The sequence below is a fragment of the Streptomyces sp. P3 genome, assembly GCF_003032475.1.
GTDB lineage: Bacteria > Actinomycetota > Actinomycetes > Streptomycetales > Streptomycetaceae > Streptomyces.
This window is the reverse complement of the sequence record NZ_CP028369.1, coordinates 4,428,361-4,440,941: the sequence shown is the minus strand read 5'-3', so window position 1 is coordinate 4,440,941 and position 12,581 is coordinate 4,428,361. Positions and strand designations below refer to the sequence as shown.

Genomic DNA, 12,581 nt, shown 5'->3' with positions numbered 1-12,581 from the left:
GTCTCGGCCCACGGTTCGACCCGACCCAGCCCACGATCGGCCCGCCTCAGCCCACGATCCTCCCGTTCAGCACGATCCTCCGGGGTGCCGCCAGCACGCGGACGTCCGCGCGCGGGTCCGTCTCGTACACCACCAGGTCCGCCGGCGCGCCCTCGTCCAGTCCGGGGCGTCCGAGCCACGCGCGTGCGCCCCACGTCGTCGCCGAGAGCGCCTGCAGCGGGGGGATGCCCGCGGTCACCAGCTCCGCGACCTCCGCCGCCACCAGACCGTGCGGCAGCGAGCCGCCGGCGTCCGTGCCCACGAAGACCGGGATGCCGGCGTCGTAGGCGGAGCGGACGGTGTCGTACCGGCGCGCGTGGAGCCTGCGGATATGGGCCGACCAGCGCGGGAACTTGGCCTCTCCGCCGGCGGCGAGCTCCGGGAACGTGGCGATGTTGACCAGGGTCGGGACGATAGCCACGCCCCGTTCGGCGAACAGCGGGACGAGATCGTCCGTCAGGCCGGTCGCGTGCTCGACGCAGTCGATGCCGGACTCGACCAGATCGCGCAGCGAGTTCTCGGCGAAGCAGTGCGCCGTGACCCGCGCGCCCAGCCGGTGGGCCTCGGCGATGGCCGCCGCGGCGGCCGCCCGCGGCCAGCTGGGGGCCAGGTCGCCCGCTTCGCGGTCGATCCAGTCGCCGACCAGCTTGACCCAGCCGTCGCCGCGCCGGGCCTCCCGGGCAACGTACGCGACGAGGTCGTCGGGCTCGATCTCGTGCGCGTAGCCGCGGAGGTAGCGGCGGGTGCGGGCGATGTGCCGGCCCGCCCGGATGATCTTCGGGAGGTCGTCGCGGTCGTCGACCCAGCGGGTGTCCGAGGGCGAGCCGGCGTCCCTCAGCAGCAGGGCGCCGGCCTCGCGGTCGGTCAGCGCCTGCTTCTCCGCGACCTCCGGCTCGACCGGTCCGTGCCCGCCGAGGCCCACATGGCAGTGCGCGTCGACGAGACCGGGCAGCGCCCAGCCCTCGACGGTCCGGACCTCGCGGGCCCCGGCGGGACGGCCGTAGGAGATCCGGCCGCCGACGACCCACAGCTCGTCGCGGACGTCGTCGGGTCCGGCCAGGACCCTGCCCTTCACGTGCAGCACCGGGTGATCGCTCATACCCGGCACCTTAGTGAGCTACCTCCCGGCGCCGCCCACCTGGTCCGACGTCTCCTCCTCCACGTCGGCCATCGCCGGGTCGAGGAGGCGCGAGAGGAAGTGGCGGGTGCGCTCGTGCCGGGGAGCGCCGATGACCTGGGCGGGGGCGCCGTCCTCGACGATCACGCCGCCGTCCATGAAGACGACCCGGTCGGCGACCTCGCGGGCGAAGGTCATCTCGTGGGTGACGACCATCATCGTCATGCCCTCGTCGGCCAGCATGCGCATGACGGCCAGGACGTCCCCGACCAGTTCCGGGTCGAGCGCCGACGTCGGCTCGTCGAAGAGCATCACGTCCGGGCCCATGGCCAGGGCGCGGGCGATCGCGACGCGCTGCTGCTGGCCGCCGGAGAGCGAGGAGGGATAGGCGTGCACCTTCTCCGACAGGCCCACCCGCTCCAGGTTCTGCGCGGCGACCTGCGCGGCCTGAGCCTTGCCCCGGCCGAGCACCCGGCGCTGCGGCAGCGTCAGGTTCTCGGTCACCGACAGGTGCGGGAACAGGTTGAACTGCTGGAAGACCATGCCGATACGGCGTCGCACGGCGTCGATGTCGACATCGGGGTCGGTGAGCTCCGTGCCGCCGACGAAGACCCGACCGCCGGTGGGCTCCTCCAGCAGGTTCACGCAGCGCAGCAGCGTCGACTTGCCGGAACCGGAGGGGCCGATCACGCAGACGACCTCGCCCCGGCCGATCTCCAGGTCGATGCCCCGCAGTACCTCGTTGTCGCCGAACGCCTTGTGCAGGCCGCGCACTTCGATCTCGGGTCGGCTCATTTCACGGCCTCCTGGGCCTTGGCCTCCATACGGCGCACGACGAAGCCGAGCGGGACGGTCACCAGCAGGTAGCACAGGCCGGCGACCAGGATCGGGGTGGAGTTGGCGGTGTCACTGGCCAGGTCCCGGCCGAACTTGGACAGTTCGCGCTCCTGAAGGGTCACGCCGAGGAGCAGGACCAGGGAGGAGTCCTTGAAGAGGATGATCAGCTCGTTGGTCAGCGGCGGCAGGATGATCCGGAACGCCTGCGGGATGACGATGGAGACCATCGCGCGGGCCGGCGAGAAGCCCAGCGAGCGCGCCGCCTCCAACTGCCCCTTGGGCACCGCCTGGATGCCCGCGCGGAACGTCTCCGCCATGTACGCGGCGCCCACCAGGCCGAGCGCGAGGGCCGCCTTGCCGTAGGTGCCGCCGACGATCTCCGTGCCGGGGAAGGCCAGCGGCACGGCCACGCCGATGAACACGAAGATCAGCAGGGCGGGCAGACCGCGGAAGATCTCGATGTACACGCCGGCGACCCAGCGGTAGGGGCCCACCGAGGACAGCCGCATCAGCGCGATGACCAGCCCGAGCACCAGTCCCAGAACGAAGCCCGACAGGGTGTACAGGACGGTGTTCTTCAGCGCCAGCGTGATGACGTCCGGGAACATCTCCCTCGCGATGTCCCACTGGGCGAACTGGTTCTTCAGCCGGCCCCAGTCGGCCGTCACCGCGAAGACGATCACGGCGGCGACGAACACGGCGTACTGCGCGCCCCGCGACAGCCGGCGCTTCTGCCGCCGGGTCAGCCCCTTCTTCTTCGGCTGCAGCGGTACGTCCGCGGCGGTCATGACGCCGACGGGGAGGCCGCGGAGGCGTCGTACGGGCCGATCCACTTCTCGTACAGCGTCTTGTACGTGCCGTCGGCCCTGGCGTCCGTCAGCGCCTTGTTGATCGCGGCGACCAGCTTCGCGTTGCCCTTCTTCACCGTGAAGCCGTACTGCTCGCCGGTGTTGAGGTTGTCGGCGACCTCGAAGGCGTCGGCGTTGGCCTTGTCCTTCAGCCAGCCCTGGACCACCGGGTAGTCGATGATGACGGCCTTGACCTGACCGGTGCGCAGTCCGTTGAGGACGGCGTCGGAGGACTCGAAGGAGACCGCGTCGAAGCCCTGCTTCTCGGCGTAGTCCTCGCCGGTGGTCTGCGCCTGCGCGCCCAGCTTGACGCCCTTGGCCTTCACGTCGGCGAGCGAGGCGACGCCCGCGCCCTTGTCGACCAGGACGGCCTGCGTGGCCTCGAAGTAGGGGTCGGAGAAGTCGACGTTCTTCTTGCGCTCGTCGGTGATGGTCATGCCGGCCGCGGCCAGGTCGCACTGGCCGGAGTTCAGGAAGGCGCCGGTCTTGAAGTTCTCGAAGGGCGTGTCGACGATCGCCTGCTTCACGCCGAGGTTCTTGGCGACCAGGTCGATCAGCGAGACGTCGAAGCCCTGCACCTTGCCGTCGATCTCCGACTGGAAGGGCGGGTAGGGCAGGTGGGTGCAGGTGGTGAGCTGCCCCGCCTTGACGAGCTCGACCCCGCCGGCGGCGGTCTTGGAGCCGCTGCCGCCGTCGTCGCTCGACGTGCAGGCGGCCACGAGCACGAGCCCGGCCGTGGCGGTGGCAGCGGCCAGGATGCGGGTCCGGCGCCCGGAGAGGGTGATCACGGCGGGCCTTCCTGTAAGGGAACTATGGGTTCCGATTATAAGGAGAAGTTTGGGAATCCCAAACCAATCCGATGGTCACGAGGCCGCTGAGCCTGCGAAGTCACCAGCGGAGAGGAGGGAGGGCGTCCCGGTTACTCCCGTCACCACTACCCCGTCAGCGAAGAGAGCACCGTCGTGACACACCCGTTCCTGGACCTCGCACCGCCGAGCGCAGAACATCTCGCCTCGATCGAGGCGCGGGTGGCCCAGCTGCCGGACACCCGACAGGACGTTGTGGACGCACGGGGCGAGGCGCTGCCGCCGGCCGCGAACGGGGGCGCGCCGGCCGGCGAGATGATCCGGGTCAACCACTGGGGGACGCGACCCTGGAGGCGGTGGGGGCCCGGCCGCCCAGGACGCCGCACCGAGCGAGAGGGCCGTGTCCGTCGACCTGGACGCGACCCGCCGGGCCGCGGAGCACGGAGCACGGCCGGAGCCGAGGGGAGCACCGGGACCGACCGGACCGACGGCCGGAATCGGCCGTCGGCGCCGGAGGCGGATGGCATCCTGCCCCAATGACCACGGACGCGCACCGCACACTTCCCGACGGCCGCCCGGTCCCGCTGCTGACCGGCGAGGAACTCCCCATGCTGGAGAGCTGGCTGGCGTTCCACCGGGCCACGCTGGAGCTGAAGTGCGCCGGGCTGGACGACGGACAGGTGCGGACGGCGTCCGCCGAGCCGTCCTCGCTCACCCTCCTCGGCCTGGTGCAGCATCTCGCCGAGGTCGAACGCAACTGGTTCCAGCGGGCGTTCGCCGGTCTCGAGGTGCCACCGGTCTTCGGGGAGAGGACCGGCTACGCACTCGACGCGGACCGCGGACTCGACGAGGCGCTGACCGTCTGGCGACGGGAGATCGCCCGCGGGCGCGAGCTGATCGCCGGCCGCTCGCTCGAGGACACCGGCCGGATCATGGACGGCCCGATGGCCGGGCTCGAGGTCAGCCTGCGCTGGGTGCTCCTCCACATGATCGAGGAGTACGCCCGCCACAACGGCCACGCCGACATTCTCCGCGAGCGCCTCGACGGAGTGACCGGAACCTGAACGGAAGGTAATTCGGGAATTCATTCCGGGTATTTTCCGGGAGACTTCCGCGCGATAGCTTTCCCGAGTTCTTCTGCCCCACTTTCCCGCACCTAAACGCAGGAATTTCCGGACGCCCCGGAAGTGCGTGACGCATTGCACAAGCTCGACTATATGCACCTTTTGCGCGGTGTGAATCGGGACAAAAGGGCCTTCCGCCTCTCCGGCATCACGGAATCACCACGGCCTCTCCATGCGTTATCGAATTTCGCTCGGTAAGTTCCATCCGCATGACTGCCGCACAAGCAGACCTGCGTATCGACCGCCCGTCGGTGGCTGACGGAGCCGCCCTCTGGCGTCTCGCCAAGGAATCCGGAACGCTCGATCTGAACTCCTCCTACAGCTATCTGCTGTGGTGCCGTGACTTCGCCGGCACCTCGGCCGTGGCGCGCGCGGAGGACGGCGAGCCGGTCGGGTTCGTCACCGGCTACGTACGGCCGGAGGACCCGCACACCCTGCTGGTCTGGCAGGTGGCCGTCGACGCCGCCCACCGAGGTCGTGGACTCGCCGCGGCGCTGCTCGACGGACTGACCGCGCGACTCGCCGCACAGCGTCCGCTCACCGCCGTCGAGACCACCATCACGCCCGGCAACACCGCCTCCGAGCGGCTGTTCGCCTCCTACGCCGAACGGCACGGGGCGACCGTCACCCGCGAGGTGCTGTTCGGCGCCGGGCTGTTCCCCGACGGCCCGCACGACCCCGAAGTGCTGTACCGGATCGGCCCGCTCTCCTTCTGATCCCCCGCGCTCCCCCGCGTCCCCGCCCCCCGTACCGCTCTCCTGCCGACCCCACACCGAGGAGTGTTTTCGCCGTGACCCTCACCCAGCCCGACCTCAGCGTCTTCGAGACCCTCGAGTCCGAGGTGCGCAGCTACTGCCGCGGCTGGCCCGTCGTCTTCGACCGCGCGCAGGGCAGCCGCATGTACGACGAGGACGGCCATCGGTACCTGGACTTCTTCGCCGGCGCCGGATCGCTCAACTACGGCCACAACAACCCCGTACTGAAACGGGCCCTGATCGACTACCTCATGCGGGACGGCGTCACGCACGGGCTCGACATGTCGACCGTCGCCAAGCGGACGTTCCTGCAGACCTTCCAGGACCTGGTGCTGCGCCCCCGCGACCTGCCCTACAAGGTCATGTTCCCGGGCCCGACCGGCACCAACGCCGTGGAGTCCGCGCTGAAGCTGGCGCGCAAGGTGAAGGGCCGCGAAGCCATCGTGTCGTTCACCAACGCCTTCCACGGCATGTCCCTCGGATCGCTCGCCGTGACCGGCAACGCCTTCAAGCGGGCCGGTGCCGGCGTCCCGCTGGTGCACGGCACGCCCATGCCGTTCGACAACTACTTCGACGGTCAGGTCCCCGACTTCCTCTGGTTCGAGCGACTGCTGGAGGACCAGGGCTCCGGGCTCAACAAGCCGGCGGCCGTGATCGTCGAGACCGTGCAGGGCGAGGGCGGCATCAACGCCGCGCGTCCCGAATGGCTGCGGGCGCTCAAGGCGCTGTGCGAGCGCCAGGACATGCTGCTGATCGTCGACGACATCCAGATGGGGTGCGGGCGCACCGGGGCCTTCTTCTCCTTCGAGGAGGCCGGCATCGTCCCGGACATCGTCACGGTGTCCAAGTCCATCAGCGGCTACGGACTGCCCATGTCGCTCTGCCTGTTCCGGCCGGAGCTCGACGTGTGGGAGCCGGGCGAGCACAACGGCACCTTCCGCGGCAACAACCCCGCCTTCGTCACCGCCACCGCCGCGCTCGAGACGTACTGGGCCGACGGGTCGGCCATGGAGAAGCAGACCCGGGCGCGCGGCGAGCAGGTCGAGCAGGGGCTCATCTCGATCACCGAGGAGAACCTCGCCGACGTCAAGGAGTACCGGGGCCGCGGGCTGGTGTGGGGACTGGAGTTCCACGAGAAGGAGCGGGCCGGCCGGGTCGCGCGGCGCGCCTTCGAACTCGGGCTGCTGATCGAGACGTCCGGCCCGGAGAGCGAGGTCGTCAAGCTGCTGCCGGCGCTGACCATCACCCCGGAGGAGCTGGACGAGGGGCTGAGCATCGTCGCCCGGGCCGTGCGGGAGACCGTCTGACGTTCCCGTGCGGGCCGGGCGACGACCCCGGCCCGCGCACCGGCCGCTTCGCCGGCCGGCCATCCGTCACCTACCTAGGAGGCATCGCGACACCGTGATCGTCCGTTCGTTCAAGGACATCGAGGGCACCGACCGGCATGTACGGGCGGCGTCCGGCACCTGGGAGAGCAAACGCATCGTCCTGGCCCGGGAACGGGTCGGATTCTCGCTGCACGAAACGATTCTGTACGCGGGCACCGAGACGTCGATGCACTACGCGAACCACGTCGAGGCCGTCGTCTGCGTCGAGGGCGAGGCCGAGCTGACCGACCACGAGAGCGGGCTGACGCACACCGTCACGCCCGGCACCATGTACCTCCTCGACGGGCACGAGCGGCACACGCTGCGCGTCAAGGAGGACTTCCGCTGTCTCTGCGTGTTCAACCCGCCCGTGACCGGACGGGAGGACCACGACGAGAACGGCGTCTACCCCCTGCTGACCGAGCCCGAGGAGGTACAGGCATCGTGACCACGCTCACCGATCTCTACCCCACCCGTGGCACCACCGAGGTGTCCGTCCCCCGTCAGGACCCCGTCGTCTGGGGCTCCCCCGACGCCCCCGGCCCGATCCCGGCCGCCGGCCTGCGCTCCTACGAGCGCGACGGCTTCCTCACCGTCGACCAGTTGATCGGCGACGACGAGGTCGCCGTGTACCGGCGTGAGCTGGAGCGGCTCGTCACCGACCCGGAGATCCGGGCGGACGAGCGGTCGATCGTCGAGCCGCGTTCGAAGGAGATCCGGTCCGTCTTCGAGGTGCACAAGCTCAGCCAGGTGTTCGCCGCGCTGGTCCGTGACGAGCGGGTGGTCGGGCGGGCCCGGCAGATCCTCGGTTCGGACGTGTACGTCCACCAGTCGCGGATCAACGTCAAGCCGGGCTTCGGGGCCGGGGGCTTCTACTGGCACTCCGACTTCGAGACCTGGCACGCCGAGGACGGGCTGCCGAACATGCGGACCGTGTCCGTGTCGATCGCGCTGACCGAGAACCTCGACACCAACGGCGGGCTCATGATCATGCCGGGTTCGCACCGGACGTTCCTGGGCTGCGCCGGGGCCACGCCGAAGGACAACTACAAGCAGTCGCTGCAGATGCAGGACGCGGGCACGCCCTCCGACGAGGCGCTCACCGCGATGGCCGGTGACCACGGCATCAGGCTGTTCACCGGCCGGGCCGGTTCCGCGACCTGGTTCGACTGCAACTGCATGCACGGGTCGGGCGACAACATCACGCCGTTCCCGCGCAGCAACGTCTTCATCGTGTTCAACAGCGTGGAGAACACGGCGGTCGAACCGTTCGCCGCTCCGATCCGCCGGCCGGAGTTCATCGGGGCACGGGACTTCACCCCGGTCCGATGAGGCCCTGCCCGACGCGCCCCCGCCCGGTCCCCTGACGCCCGGGGCGCTGCCGACACGACCGCCGCCGGGACCTCCCGGCGGCGGTCGGTCGCGTCAGCCCGACAGGACGTCCAGCAGGCGGTCGACGTCGGCGGCCGTGTTGTAGAGGTGGAACGCTGCGCGCAGATTGCCCGCGCGGTCGGAGACCTGGATGCCGGCCGCGGCCAACTCGGGCTGGCGGACACCGAGTCCGGGCACCGAGACGATCGCGGAGCCGGGCGCGGGGAGGGGCTCGTGACCGAGCGCGGCGAGTCCGGTGCGGAAGCGGTCGGCGAGGGACAGGTCGTGGGCGCCGATCGCCTCGACGCCGATCTCCTCGACCAGTTCGAGGGAGCGCCGCAGTCCGGCGTAGCCGAACAGGGCGTGCGTCAGGTCGAACCGGCGTGCGGAGTGGGCGAGTTCGGCCACCGGGCCGTAACAGCTGTCCCAGGGCTCCTCGCCGGCGACCCATCCCGCGAGGATCGGCGACAGCCCGCCGAAGTCCTCCGGGACGACGAGGAAGGCCGCGCCGTGCGGGCCGAGCAGCCACTTGAAGGACACGGCGGCGGAGAAGTCGTACGCGCCGGCGTCTGTCGGCAGCCATCCGGCGGCCTGCGAGAAGTCGACGTAGGTGCGCGCCCCGTGCGCCCGGGCGGCCTCGCGCAGAGCGGGCAGGTCGGCGACCCGGCCGTCGGCGGACTGGGCGGCGCTGACGGCGACCAGCGCGGTGCCGGGACGCACGGACTCGGCGATCCGCTCCAACGGGACGGCCCGGACCTTGAGGTCGCCGCGGACGTGGAACGGGTTCAGCACGGAGGTGAAGTCGCCCTCGGCCGTGAGCACTTCGGCGCCGGACGGGAGCGAGGCGGCGATCACCCCGGTGTGCGCGGCGACCGACGCGCCGAGGGCCACCCGGGTCGCGGGGACGCCGGCCAGCCGACCGTACGCGGCCCGGCAGGCCTCCACGTCCTCGTACAGCGGGGTCAGCGGCCTGCCCTCGGCCCGCAGCAGCGCCGCCTCATGGAGGGCGGCGACCGCCCGCGCCGGCAGCAGGCCGTTGCTCGCGGTGTTCAGATACGTGGTCTTCGGGGTGAACTCGGCACGGACGAGGCTCTCGAAGGTCTCCATGTCTCCACTCTGGGCCCCACGGATCTCCCCGTCCATTGCCGATTTTTACGCGATTCCACTAAGGAACGCTTATGGATGGCCGCTGACCTGCGGTTTCACCGCTGAGGCACCTCGCAGCCGTCCGGGCCGCAGGCCTCCGCACCGCCGTCGTCGATCAGCTTCAGCGGCGAACGGTCACCCCACGCCCGGGTCAGGGCCTGGGCGAAGACCTCGGCGGGCTGGGCGCCGGAGATGCCGTAGGCGCGGTCGAGGACGAAGAAGGGCACGCCGTTCGCGCCGAGCTCGGCGGCCTCGCGCTCGTCGGCGCGGACCTCGTCGGCGTAGGCGGCCCGGTCGCCGAGGACCGTGCGGGCGGCGTCGGCGTCCAGACCGGCCTCGACCGCCAGCTCCACGAGCCGCTCGTCGCCCTCGGTGAAGACGGACCGCTCCTCGGCGAAGTTCGCCCGGTAGAGGATCTGGACGAGCTCGTCCTGGCGGCCCTGCTCCTTGGCGAAGTGCAGCAGACGGTGCATGTCGAAGGTGTTGCCGTGGTCGCGGTCCCGGGTGCGGTAGTCGAGGCCCTCGGCGGCGGCCTGCGCGCCCAGGTTCTCCTCGCCGGCCTGCGCCTGCGCCTGGCTCATCCCGTACTTCTTGGTGAGCATGGCGAGCACCGGCTGGACGTCGCCCTTGGCGCGGCCCGGGTCCAGCTCGAAGGAACGGTGGATCACCTCGACCTGGTCACGGTGCGGGAAGGCTTCGAGCGCCTTCTCGAAGCGGGCCTTGCCCACGTAGCACCACGGGCAGGCGATGTCGCTCCAGATCTCGACGCGCATGTCTCGGCTCTCTTCAGGTCGTGCGGCTGACACGGAGGTTCCCTCCAGGTACATGAACGTTCAAGCAGCCCGCTTCATTCCCCGGTCCGTCGCCGCCGCTCGTGCGCGGCGGTCCGGTGCCGCCGGCCTCGATCGTGGCTTCCGGTTGGGTCGCCCCGCTCGCGGGCCGGTCAGCTGCCGTCCCTCAGGTCGTCCGGCCACTCGGGCCTGAACTCGAGGTGGTCGTACGTCACCACGCATCCCTCCCCGATCGGCGACTGCGTCATGAAGCCGACCAGGGCCGCGCCGGTCCGCTCCTCGTCTCCGAGGGTGAACAGCCGGACGAAGGTCCAGCGGCGGCCGTCCCGGGAGGCGTGGAAGGCGAAGGCCCGGCCGGTCCGGCTCACCCGCAGCCAGACCGAACTCCCCTCCACGGTGAAGGCGTTGGCGTCGTCGGAGTGTCCCCGGGTGACCACCGTGCAGACGGTCGCCACGTCCGGGGAGTACTCCAGGCAGAGCTTGGCCCAGGCCCGCTCGCCGACCTGGACGTACAACGCCCCCGCGTCGAAGGCCCCGGTGAATCCCACGGTGACCCGTGCGATCAGCTGGAAGTCGCCCTCCGGGGCCCCCAGCAGCCGGGGGGCGTCGGCGGCGGCGTCCAACGCCTCCCCGGTGGGGGGCACGAACCGGTCCTGCCGCGCTCCGGCCCACCCGGTGAGCGCCCCGTCCTCGTGGAACCAGTGCCCGTCGGGCCCGTACGTACGGAGGGGAAAGGGCAGTTCGGGGAGCGAGAAGTCCATGGTCTGATTATCGGACGTACACGCGGAGCCCCACGCGCTATCGCTCCAGACGCCCGTTGAACCGGCGCGGAAGACCCAGCTCGTTCTCGTCCCGCAGTTCCACAGGGAGCAGCGCGGCAGGGGTGTTCTGGTAGGCGACCGGCCGCAGCCACCGTTCGATCGCCGTGCCGCCCACCGAGGTGGAGGTCGACGTGGTGGCGGGGTAGGGCCCTCCGTGGTGCTGCGCCGGTGCGACGGCGACTCCGGTCGGCCAGCCGTTCACCAGTACGCGCCCGGCCAGTGGCGTCAGCTCGGCGAGGATCTCCCCGCCGCGCCCCTCCCCGGCCGCCTCGCCCTCGGACAGCTGGACGGTCGCCGTGAGGTTGCCCGGCAGCCGCGACAGCACGGCCCTGACCTCGTCGTCGTCCTCGTAGCGGGCCACGACGGTGACCGGCCCGAAGCACTCCTCGAGCAGCAGGTCGTGCGCGCCCTCGGCGGTGAGCCGGGCGGCGGGCACGGTCAGGAACCCCGCGCTCACGGTGTGCTCCCCGCCCGCGCCGGGCGTGACCGGCGACTCCACGTCGGGCAGCGCGGCACGCTCGGCGACCCCGGCGACGAAGTTGTCCCGCATCCGGTGGTCGAGCAGCACGCCCGCCTCGGTGTCGCTCACGGCGTCGGTCAGGGACTTGAGGAGCCCGTCGCCGGCCGCGCCGGACGGCACCAGGACCAGGCCGGGCTTGACGCAGAACTGGCCTACGCCCAGCGTCATCGACCCGGCGAGACCGGTCCCGATGGTCTCGGCGCGCTCGGCCGCGGCCGCCTCGGTCACCACGACGGGGTTGAGCGACCCCAGCTCGCCGTGGAACGGGATCGGCGTCGGCCGGGCGGCCGCCGCGTCGAACAGGGCCCGCCCGCCCCGGATCGAGCCGGTGAAGCCGGCGGCGGCGACCAGCGGGTGCCCGATCAGCTCGATGCCGGCGTCGAAGCCGTGCACGAGGCCGAGCACGCTCGCCGGGATGCCGTGCTCGGCGGCGGCCGTGCGCACCACCTTGGCGACCAGCTCGGACAGCCCCGGGTGGTCGGGGTGGGACTTGACGACGACCGGGTTGCCGGCCGCCAGCGCGCTGGCGGTGTCACCGCCGACGACGGAGAAGGCGAAGGGGAAGTTCGACGCCGCGTACACGGCGACCACGCCGAGCGGCACCTTGTAGCGGCGCAGGTCCGGGACGGGCGGGGTGGCGGTGTCGTCGGGGTGGTTGACGACGACGTCGAGGAAGGCGCCCTCGTCGACGATGTCGGCGAACGCGCGCAGCTGGTAGCAGGTGCGGGCGAGCTCGCCGTTCAGCCGGACCGGGCCGAGCGCGGTCTCGGCGTCGGCCACCTCGACGAGGGTGTCCTTGGCGGCCTGGAGGCGGTCGGCGGCGGAGCGCAGGAACGCGGCGCGCACGGCACGGTCGGTGAGGGAGCCGCGCGTTCCGTAAGCGGCACGGACGACGGCGTCGACCTCCTGGGCTGTGGCCTCCACCGCAACCTGTTCACGCTGCTTCCCGGTTCGGGGGTCGACACTCCAGACTGGTGCTGCTGCCACCGCGGGTCCCTCCACGTTTGGTACTGGCTCATCCACCAGCGGCGTTCGATAG

The 12,581-nt window shown here is 71.2% G+C and carries 13 protein-coding genes and 1 pseudogene; 6 read left to right on the top strand and 8 right to left on the bottom strand.

The window, feature by feature from the left end; genetic code table 11:
* Positions 1-46 precede the first annotated feature (46 nt).
* From C6376_RS19930 to C6376_RS19915, 4 genes are read right to left on the bottom strand one after another with little or no spacing between them, the layout of a single operon-like run.
* Positions 47-1,138, bottom strand: coding sequence for an amidohydrolase family protein (locus C6376_RS19930; RefSeq protein ID WP_107444673.1), 1,092 nt, complete (start codon positions 1,136-1,138; stop codon positions 47-49).
* An 18-nt stretch (positions 1,139-1,156) separates the two neighbouring features.
* Positions 1,157-1,951 carry an amino acid ABC transporter ATP-binding protein gene (locus C6376_RS19925; protein ID WP_107444672.1) on the bottom strand — a complete coding sequence of 265 codons (795 nt, stop codon included), beginning with the start codon at positions 1,949-1,951 and terminating at the stop codon, positions 1,157-1,159.
* Entirely contained in the window at positions 1,948-2,781 is an 834-nt protein-coding gene (locus C6376_RS19920) for an amino acid ABC transporter permease (protein WP_107449073.1), read from the bottom strand. The genes C6376_RS19925 and C6376_RS19920 overlap by 4 nt, the downstream gene beginning before the upstream one ends.
* Positions 2,778-3,629 (bottom strand): transporter substrate-binding domain-containing protein, encoded by an 852-nt coding sequence (locus C6376_RS19915; protein ID WP_107444671.1) that lies wholly within the window; start codon positions 3,627-3,629, stop codon positions 2,778-2,780. The genes C6376_RS19920 and C6376_RS19915 overlap by 4 nt, the downstream gene beginning before the upstream one ends.
* Before the next feature lie 174 nt (positions 3,630-3,803).
* On the opposite strand from C6376_RS19915, the pseudogene C6376_RS45305 reads away from it, so the two are divergent.
* The 6 genes and pseudogenes from C6376_RS45305 to thpD all read left to right on the top strand — a co-directional run.
* Positions 3,804-3,932, top strand: a pseudogene (locus tag C6376_RS45305) (alanine--glyoxylate aminotransferase family protein); the annotation flags it as partial.
* A 251-nt stretch (positions 3,933-4,183) separates the two neighbouring features.
* The gene (locus C6376_RS19905; RefSeq protein ID WP_107444670.1) at positions 4,184-4,711 is read left to right on the top strand and encodes a DinB family protein; all 528 of its coding nucleotides are present in this window, start codon (positions 4,184-4,186) and stop codon (positions 4,709-4,711) included.
* Positions 4,712-4,980: 269 nt separating this feature from the next.
* Positions 4,981-5,487: a diaminobutyrate acetyltransferase gene (gene ectA, locus C6376_RS19900; RefSeq protein ID WP_107444669.1), complete on the top strand. Its 507-nt coding sequence runs from the start codon at positions 4,981-4,983 to the stop codon at positions 5,485-5,487.
* A gap of 74 nt (positions 5,488-5,561) precedes the next feature.
* Positions 5,562-6,833 carry a diaminobutyrate--2-oxoglutarate transaminase gene (gene ectB, locus C6376_RS19895; RefSeq protein ID WP_107444668.1) on the top strand — a complete coding sequence of 424 codons (1,272 nt, stop codon included), beginning with the start codon at positions 5,562-5,564 and terminating at the stop codon, positions 6,831-6,833.
* A 94-nt stretch (positions 6,834-6,927) separates the two neighbouring features.
* Entirely contained in the window at positions 6,928-7,341 is a 414-nt protein-coding gene (locus tag C6376_RS19890; RefSeq protein WP_107444667.1) for an ectoine synthase, read from the top strand.
* Positions 7,338-8,225 carry an ectoine hydroxylase gene (gene thpD, locus C6376_RS19885; protein WP_107444666.1) on the top strand — a complete coding sequence of 296 codons (888 nt, stop codon included), beginning with the start codon at positions 7,338-7,340 and terminating at the stop codon, positions 8,223-8,225. The genes C6376_RS19890 and thpD overlap by 4 nt, the downstream gene beginning before the upstream one ends.
* Positions 8,226-8,318: 93 nt before the next feature.
* Here thpD and C6376_RS19880 read toward each other — a convergent pair whose 3' ends face one another.
* The 4 genes from C6376_RS19880 to C6376_RS19865 form a co-directional block, all read right to left on the bottom strand.
* Complete coding sequence (locus C6376_RS19880) at positions 8,319-9,371, bottom strand: aminotransferase class V-fold PLP-dependent enzyme (protein WP_107444665.1); 1,053 nt, start codon at positions 9,369-9,371, stop codon at positions 8,319-8,321.
* Between the two features lie 95 nt (positions 9,372-9,466).
* Positions 9,467-10,183 (bottom strand): DsbA family oxidoreductase, encoded by a 717-nt coding sequence (locus C6376_RS19875; protein WP_107444664.1) that lies wholly within the window; start codon positions 10,181-10,183, stop codon positions 9,467-9,469.
* Positions 10,184-10,353: 170 nt separating this feature from the next.
* On the bottom strand, positions 10,354-10,962 hold the full coding sequence (locus C6376_RS19870; protein ID WP_107444663.1) for a DUF1349 domain-containing protein: 609 nt from the start codon (positions 10,960-10,962) through the stop codon (positions 10,354-10,356).
* Positions 10,963-10,999: 37 nt separating this feature from the next.
* A complete protein-coding gene (locus C6376_RS19865; RefSeq protein ID WP_107449072.1) occupies positions 11,000-12,529 on the bottom strand; it encodes an aldehyde dehydrogenase (NADP(+)) in 1,530 nt (509 codons plus the stop codon).
* Positions 12,530-12,581 lie beyond the last annotated feature (52 nt).